The sequence below is a fragment of the Actinoplanes solisilvae genome (assembly GCF_003999975.1).
Classification (GTDB): Bacteria; Actinomycetota; Actinomycetes; order Mycobacteriales; family Micromonosporaceae; genus Actinoplanes; species Actinoplanes solisilvae.
In genome coordinates this window covers 48,845-67,202 of the sequence record NZ_RJAC01000025.1, presented here as the reverse complement: position 1 = coordinate 67,202, position 18,358 = coordinate 48,845, and the positions used below count along the sequence as shown (strand labels likewise).

General features: G+C 69.2%; 17 protein-coding genes. 11 read left to right on the top strand and 6 right to left on the bottom strand.

Annotation, left to right across the window (positions count from 1 at the left end; translation table 11 throughout):
- Positions 1 to 43 precede the first annotated feature (43 nt).
- Positions 44 to 916, top strand: coding sequence for an alpha/beta fold hydrolase (locus tag EER30_RS38610; RefSeq protein WP_127506392.1), 873 nt, complete (start codon positions 44 to 46; stop codon positions 914 to 916).
- A 64-nt stretch (positions 917 to 980) separates the two neighbouring features.
- Entirely contained in the window at positions 981 to 1,895 is a 915-nt protein-coding gene (locus EER30_RS38605; RefSeq protein ID WP_164842640.1) for a MerR family transcriptional regulator, read from the top strand.
- 50 nt (positions 1,896 to 1,945) lie between these two features.
- Here EER30_RS38605 and EER30_RS38600 read toward each other — a convergent pair whose 3' ends face one another.
- Complete coding sequence (locus EER30_RS38600; protein WP_127506388.1) at positions 1,946 to 3,073, bottom strand: alkene reductase; 1,128 nt, start codon at positions 3,071 to 3,073, stop codon at positions 1,946 to 1,948.
- Positions 3,074 to 3,328: 255 nt separating this feature from the next.
- Between EER30_RS38600 and EER30_RS38595 the strand changes: the two genes are divergently transcribed.
- The 4 genes from EER30_RS38595 to EER30_RS38580 all read left to right on the top strand — a co-directional run bounded on the left by EER30_RS38595 (position 3,329) and on the right by EER30_RS38580 (position 6,671).
- On the top strand, positions 3,329 to 3,991 hold the full coding sequence (locus EER30_RS38595; RefSeq protein ID WP_205650600.1) for an NAD(P)H-binding protein: 663 nt from the start codon (positions 3,329 to 3,331) through the stop codon (positions 3,989 to 3,991).
- A gap of 410 nt (positions 3,992 to 4,401) precedes the next feature.
- Positions 4,402 to 5,151, top strand: a complete 750-nt coding sequence (locus EER30_RS38590) for a MerR family transcriptional regulator (RefSeq protein ID WP_127506386.1) — start codon at positions 4,402 to 4,404, stop codon at positions 5,149 to 5,151.
- Positions 5,152 to 5,188: 37 nt separating this feature from the next.
- Positions 5,189 to 5,893 (top strand): GOLPH3/VPS74 family protein, encoded by a 705-nt coding sequence (locus EER30_RS38585; protein ID WP_164842639.1) that lies wholly within the window; start codon positions 5,189 to 5,191, stop codon positions 5,891 to 5,893.
- A gap of 127 nt (positions 5,894 to 6,020) precedes the next feature.
- Complete coding sequence (locus EER30_RS38580; protein WP_127506385.1) at positions 6,021 to 6,671, top strand: hypothetical protein; 651 nt, start codon at positions 6,021 to 6,023, stop codon at positions 6,669 to 6,671.
- 37 nt (positions 6,672 to 6,708) lie between these two features.
- Here the strand turns inward: EER30_RS38580 and EER30_RS38575 are convergent, their stop codons facing one another.
- Positions 6,709 to 7,716, bottom strand: coding sequence for a zinc-dependent alcohol dehydrogenase family protein (locus EER30_RS38575; RefSeq protein WP_127506383.1), 1,008 nt, complete (start codon positions 7,714 to 7,716; stop codon positions 6,709 to 6,711).
- A 273-nt stretch (positions 7,717 to 7,989) separates the two neighbouring features.
- Between EER30_RS38575 and EER30_RS38570 the strand changes: the two genes are divergently transcribed.
- Together EER30_RS38570 and EER30_RS38565 are read left to right on the top strand one after the other, a co-directional pair.
- On the top strand, positions 7,990 to 8,502 hold the full coding sequence (locus EER30_RS38570; protein ID WP_127506381.1) for a small multidrug efflux protein: 513 nt from the start codon (positions 7,990 to 7,992) through the stop codon (positions 8,500 to 8,502).
- A 79-nt stretch (positions 8,503 to 8,581) separates the two neighbouring features.
- Positions 8,582 to 9,283 carry a GOLPH3/VPS74 family protein gene (locus EER30_RS38565; RefSeq protein WP_164842638.1) on the top strand — a complete coding sequence of 234 codons (702 nt, stop codon included), beginning with the start codon at positions 8,582 to 8,584 and terminating at the stop codon, positions 9,281 to 9,283.
- Positions 9,284 to 9,288: 5 nt separating this feature from the next.
- Here the strand turns inward: EER30_RS38565 and EER30_RS49815 are convergent, their stop codons facing one another.
- Both EER30_RS49815 and EER30_RS38555 read right to left on the bottom strand, forming a co-directional pair.
- Positions 9,289 to 11,436, bottom strand: coding sequence for an alpha/beta fold hydrolase (locus EER30_RS49815; protein ID WP_127506379.1), 2,148 nt, complete (start codon positions 11,434 to 11,436; stop codon positions 9,289 to 9,291).
- A gap of 169 nt (positions 11,437 to 11,605) precedes the next feature.
- Entirely contained in the window at positions 11,606 to 12,697 is a 1,092-nt protein-coding gene (locus EER30_RS38555) for an LLM class flavin-dependent oxidoreductase (protein WP_127506377.1), read from the bottom strand.
- Between the two features lie 191 nt (positions 12,698 to 12,888).
- Here EER30_RS38555 and EER30_RS38550 point away from each other — a divergent pair, with 191 nt between their 5' ends.
- Positions 12,889 to 13,626, top strand: coding sequence for a MerR family transcriptional regulator (locus EER30_RS38550; RefSeq protein WP_127506374.1), 738 nt, complete (start codon positions 12,889 to 12,891; stop codon positions 13,624 to 13,626).
- Positions 13,627 to 13,633: 7 nt separating this feature from the next.
- Here the strand turns inward: EER30_RS38550 and EER30_RS38545 are convergent, their stop codons facing one another.
- Both EER30_RS38545 and EER30_RS38540 read right to left on the bottom strand, forming a co-directional pair.
- Positions 13,634 to 14,287, bottom strand: a complete 654-nt coding sequence (locus EER30_RS38545; RefSeq protein WP_127506372.1) for a hypothetical protein — start codon at positions 14,285 to 14,287, stop codon at positions 13,634 to 13,636.
- A gap of 4 nt (positions 14,288 to 14,291) precedes the next feature.
- Positions 14,292 to 17,078, bottom strand: coding sequence for an AAA family ATPase (locus tag EER30_RS38540; RefSeq protein WP_205650599.1), 2,787 nt, complete (start codon positions 17,076 to 17,078; stop codon positions 14,292 to 14,294).
- A gap of 400 nt (positions 17,079 to 17,478) precedes the next feature.
- Here EER30_RS38540 and EER30_RS38535 point away from each other — a divergent pair, with 400 nt between their 5' ends.
- Positions 17,479 to 17,940: a GNAT family N-acetyltransferase gene (locus tag EER30_RS38535; RefSeq protein ID WP_349290911.1), complete on the top strand. Its 462-nt coding sequence runs from the start codon at positions 17,479 to 17,481 to the stop codon at positions 17,938 to 17,940.
- Positions 17,933 to 18,343: a (4Fe-4S)-binding protein gene (locus tag EER30_RS38530; RefSeq protein ID WP_127506366.1), complete on the top strand. Its 411-nt coding sequence runs from the start codon at positions 17,933 to 17,935 to the stop codon at positions 18,341 to 18,343. The genes EER30_RS38535 and EER30_RS38530 overlap by 8 nt, the downstream gene beginning before the upstream one ends.
- The last annotated feature ends 15 nt before the right edge of the window (positions 18,344 to 18,358 follow it).

Below are 18,358 nucleotides of genomic sequence, written 5' to 3'. Positions count from 1 at the left end.
GGCTGGATTCCCTAGTCCCTGAGTGAACTTCGGGAGGTCAGCGATGCGGGTCTTGCACCGGTTTGCCACCGTCGATGGACATCGGCTCTTCTACCGGGAAGCGGGAGACCCTGACGCTCCGGCCGTTGTGCTGCTGCACGGCTACCCCACCAGCTCGTTCATGTTCCGCGAGCTCATCGGAAGGCTGGCTGACCGGTACCATGTGATCGCGCCCGACCACCTCGGCTTCGGCCAGTCCGACACCCCCACGGTGGAGCAGTTCTCCTACAGCTTCGACGCCCTCGCGCGGCTCACCGCGGACCTGCTCGCCCAGCTCGGACTCCGCCGGTACGCCATCTACGTCCAGGACTACGGCGCGCCGATCGGATGGCGGCTCGCGCTGCGACCCGACGCGCCGGTGACCGCCGTCATCACCCAGAACGGCAACGGTTACGAGGCCGGCTTCGTGCCCGAATTCTGGGCGCCCGTCTGGGCGTACGCCGAGAACAGGAACGCCGAGACCGAGGCGGCCATGCGCACGGCCCTGAGCGTGGACGCGATCATCTGGCAGTACACCCACGGCGTTCCGGACCGGAGCGTGGTCAGCCCCGACACCTGGACCCTGGACCACGCGCTGCTTCAACGGCCGGGCAACGACGAGGTGCAGCTGCGGCTCTTCGCGGACTATCCGACGAACCGCGCGCTCTATCCGCAGCTGCAGGATCATCTGCGCACCAACCGGATTCCCGTGCTGGCGGTGTGGGGCCGCAACGACGAGATCTTCTCGGCCGACGGGGCGAAGGCTTTCGGCGCCGACCTGCCCGACGCCGAGGTGCACCTCATGAACGGCGGGCACTTCCTGCTGGAGAGCCACCTGGATGACGTAGCCGACCTGATCCGCGACTTCCTCGGCCGGGCGCTGACGAGCCGGGCCTGATAGACGTCGGACGCGACCGAACACCACCCTCATTGACTCTGTGGCGGGAACACGGTTTTAAGTGGTGGCAGAGGTCGAGGGGTTCCTCGGCCCCAGCATCTCCAGCAAGGGACGAGACGCCTTGCCTCACACCTGGAAGAGCGTCGGCGGTACGCAGCACGATGACCTCTACTCCATCCGGGAAGTGGCCCGCCGGACCGGACTGGCGGTGAGCGCCATCCGCTTCTACTCCGACCAGGGCGTCGTTGTCCCCTCGGCCATCGATCACAGCGGCCGCCGGAGCTACGACTTGCGAGCCGTCGTCCAGCTCGAATTCGTCCGGACGCTGCGCGAGCTGGGCGTGGGGCTGGACGACATCCGCTGGACGCTGGCTGGGGCGACGAGCACGAGCGACGTGCTCCTCCAGCATCAGGCAATACTCGAACGCCAGGAGCGGGAGTTGCGGGCCCGGCGAGCCGTGCTGCGCGTGCTGAGCCGACTGGACGACCCTTCGGCCATGATGCGCGAACTCATCGCGATGCCCGACGAGGAACGCGAGCGCCTCGCCGATGACCTCCGGACACCCGACGGCCCGCCACGGCCACGGCTGCCGGACGAGCCGACGGTCGCGCAGTTGCACGCCTGGATCGAGCTGACCGGGCTGCTGCGCGACGAGCGCTTTCGCGCGGCCGCCCGCGACCACGGGGAAGGGCCGGGCCTGCGTCGCGATGCCCGGGAGGAATTCATCGGCAGGCTGCTGGCCGCTCACCGCACCGGCCTGACACCCGACTCCCCCCATGTTCGCGAACTGGCCGCCGAGCTCGTCCGCGAGGGAACGGTGGATCATCTGCTCGAGAACGACCGCCTCGACAGGTACCGACGCCTGGTGGCCGTCCTCGCCGGACCACCGGCCGACGGCCGGATCCGCGTCGAGTATGACCTGGCCGGCTTCGGTGCGTGCCGGAAGGCGTTGGCGACGAGGTTGATCAGCGGTGGATGAGGTCTCCGGCGATCCAGCCGATCGCCATGGTCGGAGCGGCCGACTCAGGATCAGCCATCGGAGAACTCCTTGCGGCCGCGTGCATCGGCGTCGGCCGGCTCGGGCCGTTCCGACGGGTAGCTTCGGTAGATGAGGTAACCCTCTTCGCCGCTCTGATAGACGGTCGCCGGATCCGCGGTTGCGAGAGGCAGGTCGGAGCGAAGCCGTTCGACGAGGTCGGGATTGGCGTGGAAGGCGCGACCTAAAGAGATCAAGTCCGCGCCCTTCGCCATCCAGCACTCGGCATCGAGCCGGCTCGACAGGGCGGGATCGGTCGGCATCGACGGGTTCACGATCAGCGTGCCGGGCCACGCGCGACGCAATCCGGCGAACAGGTCCTGATTGACGCTCGCCGTGAGGTGCACGTACGCGAGCCCGAGCGAGGCCAGCTCGGCGAGCAGCGCGCCGTACATCTCGGGTACGTCGGTCTCGGCGGCGTCCGCGATGCCCGCTCCGGGCGACAGCCGCAGGCCGACCCGACCCGCCCCGACGGCGTCGACCGTCATCGACACAGCCTCGACCGCGAACCGGATGCGTCCGTCGATCGAGCCTCCGTAACGGTCCGTACGAAGGTTGGCGTTGCTGGAAAGGAACTGGGCGATCAGGTACCCGTTCGCGCCGTGGAGCTCGACGCCGTCGAACCCGGCGTCTATCGCGTTCAGCGCGGCGGCCGCGTAGCAGGCGGCTTCGCCCGCGACCTCCGCGGTCGAGAGGGCCCGCGGGACGGGGGCCGGCTGCAGCCCGGACGGCGTGAACATACTGACGCCGCGTGCGGCGATCGCGGACGGGGCGACCGGCTGGTGCCCGGTCGTCTCCGAGTGGCTCACCCGGCCGGCGTGCATGATCTGCGCGAAGATCCGTCCTCCTCGACGATGCACCACCGAGGTGACCGGGCGCCAGGATTCGACCTGCTCGACGGTGTGCAGCCCCGGCGTCCGGGGGTTGGACTGCCCGATCCGGCTCGTCTGGATGCCCTCCGTGATGATCAGGCCCGCGTTCGCGCACTGCGCGTAGTGCGCGGCGGTCGACGCGTTCGCGAGCCCGAGATCGTCGGACCGCACCCGAGGCATCGGAGCCATGACCAGCCGGTTGGGCAGGCAAAGGTCCCCGACGTGCACCGGGTCGAAAAGCGAGGCCATCATTCTCCTTGAGATCTGTCGTCGGCTGATCGCGTCGCTGCCGGTCGCCGCCGTACCGTCATGCTCGCAACGACCGGGCGGCGTTCGCGTCGGTGAAAGTCCCTTACCCGTGGCCTCGCGCCCCCCTTAAGGAACTTTCACCGACGCGAAGGCACCGTCACCGGTGCGACCCTGATCCACAGTGACCAGCGCACGTCCCCCTCGCAGTTCGTCTTCCGCGGCACTTGTGCCATCCCCCAAAGAAGGCTGGGACGCATGAAGGAATTATTGAAGGTGTTCATCTTCGGGATCAGCGGAAAGGTCGGGAGGCTGCTGGCCCGGAAGCTGACCGACCGCGGTGACATAGTCCGCGGTCTCGTGCGCCGCGACGATCAGCGGGCCGAGCTCGCCGCACAAGGCGCCGACGCGTACGTCGGCGAGCTCGCGGACCTGACCGCCGATTCCCTGGCCGCCATGATCAATGGATTCGACGTGGTCGTGTACACCGCCGGGTCGAACGGCGGCGCCCGGGAGGTCACCTCGGCCATCGACGGGGACGGTGTGATGCGAACCCTCGAGGCGATGAGTCTGGCCGGGGTGGATCGTTTCACGCTGGTGTCCGTGCTTCCCGAGGCTGGGCGCGGGCAACACCTCGACGATGACGTGGAGTTCTACTTCGCCGTGAAGAAGCTGGTCGACGTCACCGTCAGCGAGTCCGTCCTCGACTGGTTGATCCTCCGGCCGTCCATGCTCGTCGATCGGGCCGGAACCGGTGCGGTCTCCCTCGGTCCGGCCCAACCGCACGACGAGATCGCCCGCGAGGACGTCGCCGCGACTCTGCTGGAACTACTGCACGAGCCCCGGTTGAGGCGGCAGATTCTTGAGCTCAACCAAGGCTCGACACCGATCTCCACGGCCGTCCAGGCAAACGTCCGCTAGAGATCGGCGCAAGAGTCCGGCCTCGTTGCCCGCCACGCACGGCGGGCAACGAGGCTGCGATCAGCCGCGCTTGCCCACCCAGAAAACATAGATCGCCCCGTACGGGACCGCCTTCGTGGCGCCGTCCTCGCACCAGCGCCCCGACCAGGCTCGCCATGCCGATGGCCGCCAGTACCCGGGTACGGGCACGTGAAGTCTTTCGCACCGTTGCCTCCATTTTCTGCGCACGTCCGCGCGCACCAGCCCGGACGACGGAGCCGGACACGGCGGTGTTCGAAATGCGGGCGCGACTTAAGGAAGCTTTCAAGATCCGGGTCATCGGCGCATTTGACTCTGTGGTGGGAACACGGTGTCGACTGCGAGCCAGCAACTGACGCCGACCGCCGGGTCAGACCCAGGAAGGAACCGACGTGGCCTGGAGCACCCGTGAGCTCGCGGAACTCGCCGGCACCACGGTGAACACGATTCGGCACTACCACCGGCTCGGCCTGCTCGACGAGCCCGAGCGCCGTCCGAACGGATACAAGCAGTACGGGGTACCGCATCTCGTCGTCCTCCTGCGCATCCGGCGGCTCGTAGAGCTGGGTGTGCCCCTTTCCCGGATCGGCGCGATCACCTCGGGCGGCGCCCCCGCCCCGGAAGTGCTGCGTCAGGTCGACGCCGACCTGGCGGCCGAGGTCGAGCGTCTGCGCCGGGCCCGTTCCGACATCGCGATCATTCTGCGCGACGGGGCGCCGGCCGACGCGCCCGCGGGCTTCGAGTCGGTCGCGCCGCGGCTCACCGCGTCCGACACCTCGCTCATCCACGTCTTCAGCCAGCTCTACGACGACGACGCGATGAAGGACCTGCGGCACATGGTGGACGCCGAAACGGATCCCATCAGCCATGACATCGACACCCTTCCGCCCGACGCCGACGAGGCGACTCGCCAGAACCTCGCCGAGAAGCTCGCCGTGCGGCTGGCGCAGCATCTGGTCGACTATCCCTGGCTGCGCGATCCCGCCCGGCATTTGTCGAAGAGCGAGCACGTCACCCGCCAGACGTTCATCGACGCCGTCGTCGGTCTCTACAACGCCGCCCAAGTCGATGTGCTGGGCCGGGCCAGCGTCCTCGCGCAGGAGCACCTGCGCCGCGAAAAGGGGCTTGACCATCCGGCCTGAGCACCCGCGACGCATCCTGAAGCGAAAGGAAGGCCTCATGGCTCAGCTCGGGACCGCCACCTTGGGCGAAGACCTCCTGTTGCTCCTGTTCCAGCCGAACGCGGGGATGCGGGGCACCGGTGTCATCGCCGGCGAGAACACGCTCTTCTACGTGCTCGGGGGTGCGGTACTCGCCGATCTCGGCCTCGGCGGACACGTGCGAACCATCCCCGGCTGGGGTGGATCGACCCGGGTGGAGGCTGTCTCGGACCGTCCCCCCGCGGACGACACCCTGCGATCGGCATGGGACTACGTCGCCGTGAAGCCCCGGGGCGTGCAGGCGACTCTCGCCGCGATCGGGCCGTCCCTGCGTAGCCCGTTGCTCGACCGGCTCATCGTCCGCGGCGACATCCGCGAGTCCACCCGCAAGGCGCTAGGCCTGTTCGACATGAAGGTTCTCGAGGACGGCGGAACCGGCCGGCGGGCCGGTCTTCTCTCCGACGTACGGGCGGTGCTGGTCGACGGCGTGGAGCCGCAACCCCGAGTCGCCGCGCTGGCGGCGCTGCTGTCGGGAAGCCGTACGCTCCCGCAGTTCGATCCCGAGATCCCCTGGACCTCGTCCGTCATCACCCGCGCCCAGAAGCTCGAGCAGGGCAACTGGGGAGCCGAAGCTGCCGCCGTAGCGGTCGCCCGCACCGTCACAGCGACCATCGTCAGCAACGTGATCGTCGCGGCAGCCGTCCTGCCGCCGCAGAACCAGTAGTGGGCCGCGGGGCATGAACGAGGCGTACGTCACCGCCGTCCACATCCAGCGAGGTCGGGTAACCGCGGTCTGCGCCGCGACAGCGGGACCGGTTCGTGCGACAGTGACGACGCCGTACCGTCATAGCGTGACCTTCGACGCCGCGGTGATCGCGGCCGTCCGGCAGGTCTCCGCGAAAGCGGGTCTCCCCGCCGAGTCGTTGGCAAGCCTGGTGGTCGGCGCCTCGTTCGACAGCCTGCGCAACGCCCGCATGCTGCGCCACGTTCCGGGCGGCCGCTACTGGCGCGACGTGCTCGCCACCAGTCTGGAGTTCGGCCTGCCGGTGCCGGCATCCGTGCACACGGCGATAGAGCTGGCGGCGACGGCCGAGGCTGCCGCGCGGGCCAAGGTCCTCATCGGGGCCGGTGACTTCCTGCTGATCCGGGCCCAGCGCCACGTGGAGGCTGGGCTCTTCCGCAACGGCTCGTTGCGCCACGAGGAGTTCGCGGTCCTGGACGGAGCGATCGACCCGCTGCTGATCGAACGTTTGGCCGACCTCGCCGAACCGCTGCTTCGCGCGGGCCGGCCTCAGCCGGTCGTCATCTGGGGCACGACCACCAGCAACGACCGGCTGCTCCGGCACGACCTGTCGGCCGAGCTGCGCATCAGAGGTCTCGACGTCCCGCGGTTCCGGCCCAGCTCCGCCGGGATCGACGCCGTGCTGACCGGTGGACTGTTGCTCGCCATGGCCCAGGTGAGACGGCGGGCCCGGACCGTCGATCGCAGCCTCCCCTGCTGACCACCGCCGTCATCGCGCGCGTGCCTGGCCGGTACCGCTACGAGTTGCGTGGGGGAAGCGCGACGGTTTCGCCCGCCACATCGATCGCGACCTTGCCGCGCAGCATGTACGAGCCCCTGTCCTCCAGCAGCCCGTGAGCCTCACCCACTCGAGCCAGCGGAAGAGTCGCACCGATCACCGGCTTCACCAGACCACGCTCGACCAACGTGGTGAGCGCGTCCAGCTTCCCCCGGTTCTGCCGCGTGAAAACGAAATGATAGGCCGCGTTCACACCCCACGCCTCGATAAGATTCTGCGGCTGCGCGATGTCGACGATGCTCACGACCCGCCCAGCATCCGCGAGCGTCAACGGGCTCCGGGTCAGCGTGTCACCGCCGATCGTGTCGAAGACGACTTCAACCCCCCGGCCGCCAGTCAGCTCGGCCACCGCATCGACGTAATCCGCCGAATACGAGTCGATCACCTCATCCGCCCCGAGAGAACGCACGAACTCATGATTGCCGGGCCTCGCCGTCGTGATCACTCGCGCCCCCATCGCCTTCGCGACCTGAATCGCGATCGTGCCGACACCACCCGTACCGCCATGGATCAGGATCGTCTCCCCCACGGTGAGCTGAGCCCGCGTCACCAACGCCTCCCACACCGTGCCACCCACCAGAGTCAGACTCGCCGCCTCCAGATGACTGACGTTCTCCGGCTTGCGACCGACGAGATCGACGTCGGCGACATGCTGCTCGGCGTAGGAACCGGGACCGCCGAAGATCCGCGGCGTGTAGTACACCTCATCACCGACCCGGAACTCGGTCACGTCCGAACCGACCTCCTCGACCACCCCCGAGACGTCGTGCCCGGTGATCGCCGGAAGCGGCACATAATCCGCATAGTCTCCGCGCCGAATCTGATAGTCGAGCGGATTTATCGCGCTCGCATGCACCCGCACCCGCACCTGGCGGGGCTCGACTCGCGGCACGGAAACATCGCGCAACTCGAACGCGTCGGCCCCACCGAAACGGGCAAGCACAACAGCCTTCATCGAATCAGTCATATCAGTGCTCCTCATCGTGGTTCTGGTGCGTGACGCGACGGCCAGGCCGGCATGCGTCCAGTGAAAACGGTGTGGTTAGCACACAGTCCAGCCGTAGGCCGGTGAACGGGGTCACCGTGCCTGGTTTGCCCATCACTGAGCCGGTGGCGCGAGGCGGACCCGGCGGGGAACGCGTCTGATCGTCAGGAGCGCCAGGAACAGGGCGTTTGACTCTGTGCTGAGCACACGGTCTCTACTCGGTGGTGACGCATCTCCCAGCTCGAGGAGTCCGCCGTGAATCCCTTCGAAACGCTCGTTCAGAACTTCCGCGACCTCGTGGCCGAGGTGCCCGAACTGGTCCAGCCGTTCGTCGTCATGCTGGCCGGCGCCATCCCGTTCATCGAAGGCGAGGGCGCCTCCCCGATCGGAGTGGTCGGTGGGATCCATCCCGTGGCGGCCGGGGTCGCCGCGGCCGCGGGCAACTTCCTCTGCGTCCTCGTCGTCGTGCTGATCAGCTCGCGCGCCCGCGCCGCCGCGCTCGCCCACGGACACCGACCGAGCAGCCGCGAGGAGCGTCCCGAATCCAAGGGGCGGCAGCGCTTCCGCCGCTACCTCGTGCGCTTCGGCGTGCCCGGAGCCAGCATGCTCGGGCCACTGGCCATTCCGACTCAGTTCACCGCGGCCATGCTCATCGCCTCGGGGACCTCGCGTTCCTGGGTGCTGCTGTGGCAGGCGATCGCCATCGTCTTCTGGACGACGTTGACCACCACCCTGGTCTGGGGTGTCGTCTCGTCCGTGGTGGCTTGACCTCCGGTTGCACCCGCCCCTGTCGACTGCGTCGCGGTTCCCGGACTCGCGTCGCATTCCCCGTCGAAAGGATCACCCGATGACACAGCGGCTCGGCCCGCCGATCCTGGCCGAAGACCTTCTGCTGCTCCTGTTCCAGCCGTCCTCCGGGCCGGCGGGCACCGGAGTCGTCGCCGGCGAGGAAACGCTTCCCTACGTCCTCGCCGGAGCGATGCTTGCGGATCTCAGCATCGGCCGGCACGTGCGAACCGTACCCGGGTGGAGCGGGTCGACCCGGGTGGAAGCCGTCGCCGAGCGGCCACCGGCAGATGACCTCCTGCGATCCGCGTGGGACTATCTCGTCTCGAGGCCGCGAGGCGTCCAGGCGACGCTCGCCCTGATCGGTCCGGCGCTGCGCCGTCCGTTGCTCGAACGTCTCATCGAGCGCAACGACGTCCACCGATCAACCGGCGCCGAGACCGCAGCGCCCACGAGGGAGATTCTGACGGACGGCGAATCCGGGCGCCGGAGGAGCCTGCTCCGCGGGGTACGGCACGTGCTGGCCGGCGAGGCGGAGCCGGAACCCCGCCTCGCTGCGCTCGTGGCACTGCTGTCCGGAAGCGGAATGCTGCCGCAGTTTCATCCCGAGATCTCGCGGACCCCCGCGAGCACCGCCCGGGCCAAGCAACTCGAGCACGGCGTCTGGGCCGCCGATGCAGCCGCCGACGCGATCGCTCGCAGCTTCGCCGCGACCATCGTCGACAACGTGATATTCGCGGCGGCCGTCCTGCCCCGGCGATGAACGAGCTACGAATTCGTTGTGGGCCCTCGGCGTACGTGGCGGAAGGTGGCGCGCACCTCCGCGGCCAGCAGCTCGGGTTGTTCCCAGGCGGCGAAGTGCCCGCCCCTGGGCAGCTCGTTGTAGTGCACGAGGTTCGGGTAACGCGCCTCCACCCAGCGACGTCCGGCGAGATAGATGTCGCCGGGGAAGAGGCTGACGCCGACCGGCACGTCGACCTTCGGGTCGCGGTAGGTGCGGAAGCTCTCCCAGTAGATGCGAGCCGAGGAGGCGGCGGTGCCCGTCAGCCAGTACAACGTGATGTTGTCCAGCATCTCGTCGCGACTGAGCAGGTTCTCCGGATCGCCGTCGTGGTCGGTCCACTGCTCGTACTTCTCGTAGAGCCAGGCCGCCTGCCCGACCGGCGAGTCGGTGAGCGCATACCCGATCGTCTGAGGGCTCTGGATCTGCTCGTGCCGATAGCCCGACTCGTTGGCCTCGAAGTCACGCCATCGTTGCAGCGCACGCTCCTCTTGCTCGTCCGTGACCTCCTCGGTGCCATAGGTCGGGAACATGTTGGAGTGAATGGCCCGGACGGTGGGCGCGCCGATGTCGCCCAGCGCGGTGGTGACCGCGTGCCCCCAGTCGCCGCCCTGCGCGCCGAAGCTGTCGTAGCCCAGCCGCCGCATCAGCTCGACCCAGGCGCCCGCGATCCGCTCGGGTCCCCACCCGGTCTCGGTCGGTTTGCCGGACAGTCCGAAGCCGGGCATCGAGGGCAGGACGACGTGGAACGCGTCCCGGGGGTCGCCGCCGTGGGCGCGCGGGTCGGCCAGCATCGGCGCCACCTTCAGGAACTCGATGACCGAACCGGGCCAGCCGTGGGTCATCACGAGCGGCATCGCCTCCGGTTCGGGCGACCGCAGGTGCAGGAAGTGGATGTCGAGTCCGTCGATCCGCGTCGTCGACGGGCTGAGCGCGTTCAGCCGGGCCTCGCAGGCCCGCCAGTCGAAGCCGTTCCGCCAGTAGTCGCACAGTGCTCGCAGCCGGCGCAGCGGCACGCCCTGGCTCCAGTCCTCCACCGGTTCGGGATCGGGCCATCGCGTACGCAGAAGCCGCTCGCGCAGGTCGTCGAGCGCGGCCTCGGGGAAGGCAAAAGGAGATGGCCGTACGGCAGTGCTCTCGGCCTCGGCCAGATAGGCCGCGAGATCGTGGTAGCCGTAGAGGACGGCGAGTTGCCGGGGAGTGTGACCGCTGTGTGTGGTGAGGTCGAGCCGGGCGCCCGCCTCGACCAGGGCCTGTGCTGCCTCCGGGTGCCCGTGCCACACCGCGTCGTGCAGCGCGGTGAAGCCGTTGTAGGCGCCCTGGGCGTCGATCTCGAGCTTCGGTGTACCGCTGGGGCCGGGCGCGGTAAGCGCGCGGACGACGTCCGCGTGCCCGGCGAAGGCGGCCTCATGGCCCGGCGTCGCGCCCATCGGCCCGTTGAGCAGGCGCGGATCCGCGCCGGCCTCGCGCAGCACGCGGACGACACCGCTGTGCCCGTCGCGGGCGGCGATCCCGAGCGGCATGTAGTCGTCGTCGTGATCGCCGACGGCCGGCATTCGCTCGTCGAGGTCCGCGCCGGCCCAGACGAGCCGTTTCACCGCGGTGAGGTCGCCGGCTTTGACCGCCGCCATCAGCTCCAGCGACCGGATCCGGTCGGCGTCGGCCGCGATCCGCCCGTGCAGGAGAGCGGCGATGGCGTCCGAGCCGTCGCGCACCGCCAGATCGAGCGCCGTCTCCTGCCAGTGGTTCCGCACCGAGGTGCGGGCTCCGCGGGCCAGCAGCAGACGTACCGCCGCCTCGTGCTTGTACTGCACCGCGTCCATCAGTGGCGTGTGACCGAGCTGGGGCGACTGCTGGTCGACGAAGGCGCCGTGGTCGAGGAGCAGGCCGATGACGCCGTTGGCACCGGCCTGCGCCGCCTTGTGGAGCGCCGTGGCGCCCATGCGCGGCTCGACCATCAACACGTCCGCGCCGCCCTTCAGCAACAGCTCCACCAGCCTTTGCCGGCCGAGCGCGGAGGCGACCATCAGGGGAGTGAGGCCACCAGGGCCGCGGCGGTGCGGGTCCGCGCCCGACGCGAGCAGCTCCACCACCGCCGCCACGTCGTCGGAACGGATCGCAGCTTCCAGTGTCATGCCGGCTCCTTCCACGAACGTCTTCCCGTATGCGACACCCTGTTCCAGGAACCGGGTCAAGCGGCCGGGCCGCCGCGTAGATCGGGCGTTCTCGCTTCGGGGTCCAGGCCCTTTGCCCGCCCGAGTTCGTCGTGGAGATCGAAGCGACAGCCGCCCTCGCCTGAGCCGCTCAGGTGGTGCTCGGCGCCGTGGCCGCTTCCTGCTTCAGGGACTCGTGCGTCGGGGCGTCCGGCACGTGGGCCGGTTTGAGCGCGGCGAACTCCTTGCGCAGCACCGGCACGACCTCTTCGCCGAGGATGTCGAGCTGTTCCAGCACCGTCTTCAGCGGCAGGCCGGCGTGGTCGAGGTTGAACAGTTGGCGCTGGTAGTCGCCGGCGTAGTCGCGGAAGCCGAGGGTGCGGTCGATTACCTGTTGCGGGCTGCCCACCGTGAGTGGTGTGTCCCGGGTGAACTCCTCCAACGACGGGCCGTGGCCGTAGACCGGGGCGTTGTCGAAGTACGGCCGGAACTCCTTCACCGCGTCCTGGCTGTACTTGCGCATGAACACCTGACCGCCGAGGCCGACGATGGCCCGGTCGGGGTCGCCGTGGCCGTAGTGAGCGAAGCGCTCCCGGTAGAGCCCGACCATGCGCTGGGTGTGATCCTTCGGCCAGAGGGTGTTGTTGGCGAAGAATCCGTCACCGTAGTAGGCGGCCTGCTCGGCGATCTCCGGGCTGCGGATCGAGCCGTGCCAGACGAACGGTGGAATGCCGTCGAGCGGGCGCGGCGTCGAGGTGAACGACTGCAACGGCGTACGGAATTTGCCGGACCAGTCGACGACGTCCTCGCGCCACAACCGGCGCAGCAGCGCGTAATTCTCGATCGCCAGCGGGATTCCGGCCCGGATGTCCTTGCCGAACCAAGGATAGACCGGCCCGGTGTTGCCGCGGCCCATCATCAGGTCGACGCGCCCGTTCGACAGGTGCTGCAGCATCGCGTAGTCCTCGGCGATCTTCACCGGGTCGCTGGTGGTGATCAGCGTCGTGGCCGTGCTCAACAGCAGCTTCTTGGTCCGGGCGGCGATCCAGCCGAGCATCGTGGTCGGCGAGGACGGCACGAACGGCACGTTGTGGTGCTCGCCGGTGGCGAACACGTCGACGCCCACCTCCTCGGCTTTCAGCGCGATGATCACCATGGCTTGAATGCGTTCGTGCTCGGTCGGGGTCCGGCCTGTCGTGGGGTCCGGGGTGACGTCACCCACGGTGAATACGCCGAACTGCATCACGAGTCTCCTTCGAGCTGGGCCGCCTCCCCGGCCAGCGGGACTGCGCCGATGCCGGTGTGCTTCCCATCAGAAACCGTGTGCCGGCCACACAGTCAACATCACCGCACCTTCGCGATCAGTCACTTGGCGGCGTACCTTCCTTGGGCAGATCTGCCGGTGGGCGATGGTGAAGGAGAAGGAGGATCGGCGTGGCTTGGAGCACGAGCGAGCTCGCGACACTCGCGGGCACCACGGTGAACACGATCCGGCACTACCATCATCTGGGCCTGCTCAAGGAGCCCTCTCGCCGCCACAACGGCTACAAGCAGTACGAAACGGCAGATCTCGTACGCTTGCTGCACATCCTCCGGCTGGTCGAGCTGGGCGTGCCCCTGTCCCGGATCAACGAGCCGAGCGCGGGCTCCCCCGAGGCGCTGCAGCAGATCGACGTCGACCACGCGGCCGCCATCGAACGGCTGGAGAAGTCCCGGCAGAGCATCGCGGCCATCCTGAGCGAGAACGCGCCGCCCGACACGCCGCCGGGCTTCGAGCCCGTCGCCGGCCGCCTGTCCGAGGCCGACCGCTCGCTCATCCACATATACACGCAGCTCTTGGACGACCAGGCCCTGGCCGACGTGCGGCAGGTGGTGGAGCGCGACGACGACAACGACTACGACGCCGTCAACGCCGACTTCGACGCGTTGCCCGCCGACGCCGACGAGGCGACCCGGCAGAACCTCGCCGAGAAATACGCGCCGTCCCTGGTTCGTACTCTTCGTGACTATCCCTGGATGGACAACGACGCGATGGACCACGTGTCGAAGGGCAAGTCAGTCACACGGCAGACGTTCGTCGACGCGTTGCGGGAACTCCACAACGAGGCCCAGCTCGACGTCATCCACCGCGCCAAAGAGCTGGCCCGCCGGCAGTTGCGGGCCGAAGGCTGACCCGCGGTCAGTCCGCCACCGTGTCCAGCCACCGGTTGTACCGCAGGCGCAGGGCACGCTCGGTGCTGCCCACGGTCGCGCTGATCGCGAGCACGATGTTGAACCAGGCCGACGCATCGAACGGCGACTCGAAGACACCGAACCGCTCGGCCAGCGGCGGGAACCGGGAGATCGCCTCGACGGTCTGCGGAATGCCGAGGGCCAGCGGCACGAGGATCAGGACGAGGGACACCACGCCGATCCCGCGGCTGAGCAACGGACGCTCGCGGTCGAGCCGGGCGCGGCGTCCCTCGGCCGAACGCGGGTCCGGCACCAGTTGCTGCTCGGTCCCGTCGTCGGCGACGAAGTGGCACCGCCGGAGGCCGAAGGCCGACGTCTGCACCTCGATCGCGCCGCCCTCGATCGGGAACACGGCCGGGAGTCTCGCCCGCTCGAAGAGCCGGCCGTCGCGATACAGGAAGGCTTCGGTGTCGAGGTTCTCGTTGCTCTTCATGTGGTTCACGTCGACCGCGTATTCGACCGGGCGGCCCGCTCCGGCGTCCGCGGGAAGATAGAACAGGGACCGAGACAGAGGCTGCCACCAACGGAATCGCTTGAGCGCGCGCCCGTCCCCGAGCTTGATGCGCTGGATGGCTCGGCGCCGCCGCCATTCGTCGAACACCCGGTCATTCAAAACCGTGTTGCCGGAACACAGTCAACCCCGGCGGACAGACTTCGTGGGCCGGCGTCACTCGCCGCCGGTCGGTGAGGGCGTCGCGCAGGGCAGCCCGTGAGCTGATGCCCAGCTTGGGAAAGACCCGATAGAGATGGGTCGACACGGTGCGCGGCGAGATCACCAGACGCGCGGCGATCTGCTTCGTGGGCATGCCGGCCGCGGCCAGCTCGGCGACCTCGAGTTCTTGCGGGGTGAGGGCGTCGCCGGCTCGCACGCCACCGGCACGAGTCATCCCGGTCGCCCGGAGCTCGGCGGTGGCCCGGGCCGCCCAGGGCGCCGCGCCGAGCCGCTCGAAGTGCTCGCGCGCGGCCGACAGCTGGGCGCGCGCCTCGGCTCGGAGCGACTGACGGCGAAGGTGCTCGCCGTAGGCCAGGCGCGTCCGGGCGACCTCGAACGGCCACTGCTCGATGCCGGGCAGGGTGAGTGCCACATCGAACAGTCGTGTCGCCTCCGGCGGGGAGGACGTCATCGCGGTCATCGCGGTCGTGAGGAGGGCGAGGCGCGGCGAGATGCGGTCGACCCGGGCGTCTCGCATCGCCGCCGCGTGTTTCAGCGCCTCCTGTGGACGACCGGAATAGAGCGCCGCTTCGACCAGGTCGAACGCGGTCCACAGCGCCTCCAGATTGTAGGGTGGCAACTCGCCGGGCGGAGTGATCGCCGAGGCGTGCTCGTACGCCGACTCGAACTCCGAGGAGCCGAGTGCGTCCCGGGCCAGCGCCAGATGCGCCCAGTCTCCGAGGCGGCCGAGTCCGCGGCTCTCGGCCCACTCGAAGAGCATCCAGCAGTGGGTGGCACAGGCGTCCGAGTCGCCGCGGTGCGCCGCGACCAGCGCCGCGATGTAGTGACCGACCCGGGTGATCAGGTGATATCCGGTGTCCCGGCCGGCGCTGATGACCTCGGTCGCCGCGGCCTGGGCCGCGTCCCACCGACCGGCGTAGAGGTCGTCCAGGGCGCTCATGACCAGGGTGGGCAGGGCTCCACCGACCGTGCCGGTGTCTCGCGCGTCGTCGATGGCCCGGGTCAGCCACTGCCGGCAGCCGGACAGACGATCGAGGTACGAGGCGGCCAGCGCCGTCCGGATGACGACGTCGGCCTCGGTCACCTCGCCGAGTCGCGCGAGCTGTTCGTCGAGGTCGTGCAGCAGCTCGTCCGGGACGGAACCCACGTCCTGCAGGATGCGCACCAGGGAGATGGGCGAGCTGGCGGACGTGTTCGGTAGCGTCGCGACCAGCTGCCACAGGGCTGCCCAGCGTTCCGGCCGCCCGGAGTAGTGACAGACGAGCAGCAAAGTGAAGATGGCGGTCGAGAGGTCCTCCTGTTCGGCGCCCGTTCCGGCAGTGCGGGCATCGATCGCCTCGACCAGCAACTTGTGAGCGGTCTCGGCGTCACCGTCGGTCATCAGAGACAGATATCCGGCTGCGGCGGACGCCGTCAGGGATCGGCCCGCTCCCGGGTCGTCCAGCTCCTGCATCAGTTGATGGGAGAGCTCAAGGTGCCCGGCGACCGAGGCGCCGATGTATGCGGCGTAGGCGAGGCGGCGGCGGCCGTTCGAGCGGTCGGCGCTCAGCGCGGCGGCACGCCGCAGTCTGGCCACGGCGCCGAGGATGTCGCCGCGGCGCAGCCTTTCCCGGGCCCCTGTCTCCACGATCTGAGCGACGGTCTCGTCGGGGGTCGTGGTGGCCATCGACAGGTGATCGGCGCGACGTTCGGGTTGGCCGGCCAGCACCTCGGCCAGCCGCCGGTGGGCGGCCCGCCGCCGTTCGAGGGTCGCCTCCTCGACCACGGCCGACCTCACCAGCGGGTGCCGGAAGTGCACGGTGTGCCCGTCCGCTGTGGCGTGGACGAGGTGGTCCCGTTCCGCGGGGACGAGCGCGTCGAGCCACTCGGCTCCCCCGGCCTCCTCCAGGACGCCGACCTCCCCCGAGCCGTCCAGCGCCGCGAGCAGCAACAACTCGCGGGTGGCGATCGGCAGTCGCGTGACACGGGCGGCGTAGAGCGCCTGCACCTCTCGGGCCGGCCCCGTGCCGGGCGCGACCAGCCCGCTCGAGGTTGTGCCGGACGCCGAGGCGAGGGCACCGAATTCCAGCAGGGCCAGCGGGTTTCCCTGCGCCTGATCCGCCACCTTCGTGATCACCCGCCGAGGCAGGCTGGTGAACCGGTGAGACAGCAGCCTGATCGCGTCCACGTCGGCCAGCGGCGCCACCGGCAGCTCCGGCAGACGGAGGTGACCGGTCAGCTCGGGGATCCCGGTGCGGAGGGCAGCAAGCACTCCGATGCGGTGGCCGCCGGTTCGCCGGGCCACGAAGCTCATCACGCACCAGCTGGCCCGGTCGAGCACGTGCAGGTCGTCGACCACCAGGAGCAGGGGTTGCTCGTGGGCGGCCTCGGCGAAAAGCAGGAGGGCGGCGTTCAGGACCGCTATGTCGGCCGGCGCGGGCCCGGTTCCGAAACCGAGCGCGACTTCGAGGACGTCCCGCGCGGGCTCCCGCAGTAGAGCCAGCTCGGCGCCGAGCGGATAGACGAGCTGGTGCAGGCCCGCGAAGCGGGTGTCCGATTCGTACTCGAAACCGCCACCCCGGATCACCCGGATGCCGGTCGCCGCCGCCCGGTCCGTCGTCGCGTTCAGAAGGGCCGTCTTACCGACGCCGGGCTCACCGGTGAGGATCAGGGCGGCGCCGTCCTTAGCGGTCTCGTCCAGGAAGACGGCGAGCTCGGCCAACTCATTCGCCCGTCCCACCAGGCCGGATCCGTCGACGCCCATGCCGGTGGTCAGCCCGCCCGCCGACGCACGGGAGCCTCCGGCGCCCGGCGAGCGCGCGGGCCCGGCCGATCGTCGCGCCGCCCGGAGCCGGCGCCGGGGGACGGCATGCTTGAGCCCTCACGCGAAGTGGTCCCCATGTGCCGCCCTCCATCCGATTAAGTCCGAGTTTCGGAAACCGGTTCATCGTCGATTGAAAAGTACGTTCTAACCACAGGGTCAAGCCGGCGTCACGGCGCCGCACCCCGCTCCGGTTCGTCGCCGCATCCGAGCAGACTCCGCGGATCGTCCGCAACTCAACAACGTTCGCGACCGCGGCCCTCGCGCTCTTGATCGCCATGAAACTCGAAGAGCGCCGTCTCTGAATGCGTACCGACCAGTGGTACTTGACGGTGTTCCAGCCACACGGTGTTGGCTGACAACGCACCGAGGGGCCGAGTGTGCCTCGTCGGGATCGCCCAACGGCGGACGACGGATCTGGTCCCGCTGTCGGCCGCCCCACCGGAAGGACACCATGAGCGACAACGTCGACGTGCGCGACAATCCCGCACAGCACCGCTACGAGATCGCCGTGGACGGCGAGCTCGCGGGCTTCGCCGTCTACTACCTCGAGAAGGAGCGGATCGTCTTCATCCACACCGAGGTGGCGATCGCCTACGAAGGACAACGGTTGGGCAGCCGGCTCGCGCGTCAGGCCCTCGACGACGTACGACAAAGGGGCCTGCGGGTAGTGCCGGCGTGCCCGTTCATCGCGAGGTTCATCAAGATCCACCCGGAGTACCAGGATCTGACCCGTCGCGGCCAGAGCTCCCGCGCCGTGCTGGGCGAGCACGATGAGTGAGGCAAATCTGAAGTCGTACCCGGGATCCGACATCACGATCACGTTCGAGGGAGGCCGGTGCCTGCACTTCGCCGAGTGCGTGCGCGGCCTCCCGGAGGTGTTCGACGTCTCCGCCCGGCCCTGGATCACCCCGGACAACGCCGGCGCCGCCGCTCTGGCCGCCGTGGTGGAGCGCTGCCCCAGCGGCGCGCTGCAATACACCCGGAACGACGGGGGCGTCGACGAGACACCGCCCGACCCCACCGTCGTGACCGTGAACGAGCGCGGGCAGATCCTGCTGCACGGCAACCTGACGCTGACCGGCCCCGGCTCGCAACCTCACCCGGAACACCGGATGACGCTGTGCGCCTGCGGCCGATCGGCGAAGCGACCGTTCTGCGACAACGCGTGCCGTAGCAGCTGAAGGCCGCGGGGCGCG

Coding starts and splice junctions, on each gene's coding strand:
- EER30_RS38610 (WP_127506392.1), top strand. CDS start 44: ATGCGGGTCTTGCACCGGTTTGCCACCGTCGATGGACATCGGCTCTTC.
- EER30_RS38600 (WP_127506388.1), bottom strand. CDS start 3,073: ATGGCCTCGCTTTTCGACCCGGTGCACGTCGGGGACCTTTGCCTGCCC.
- EER30_RS38595 (WP_205650600.1), top strand. CDS start 3,329: ATGAAGGAATTATTGAAGGTGTTCATCTTCGGGATCAGCGGAAAGGTC.
- EER30_RS38585 (WP_164842639.1), top strand. CDS start 5,189: ATGGCTCAGCTCGGGACCGCCACCTTGGGCGAAGACCTCCTGTTGCTC.
- EER30_RS38575 (WP_127506383.1), bottom strand. CDS start 7,716: ATGACTGATTCGATGAAGGCTGTTGTGCTTGCCCGTTTCGGTGGGGCC.
- EER30_RS38565 (WP_164842638.1), top strand. CDS start 8,582: ATGACACAGCGGCTCGGCCCGCCGATCCTGGCCGAAGACCTTCTGCTG.
- EER30_RS49815 (WP_127506379.1), bottom strand. CDS start 11,436: ATGACACTGGAAGCTGCGATCCGTTCCGACGACGTGGCGGCGGTGGTG.
- EER30_RS38555 (WP_127506377.1), bottom strand. CDS start 12,697: ATGCAGTTCGGCGTATTCACCGTGGGTGACGTCACCCCGGACCCCACG.
- EER30_RS38530 (WP_127506366.1), top strand. CDS start 17,933: ATGAGTGAGGCAAATCTGAAGTCGTACCCGGGATCCGACATCACGATC.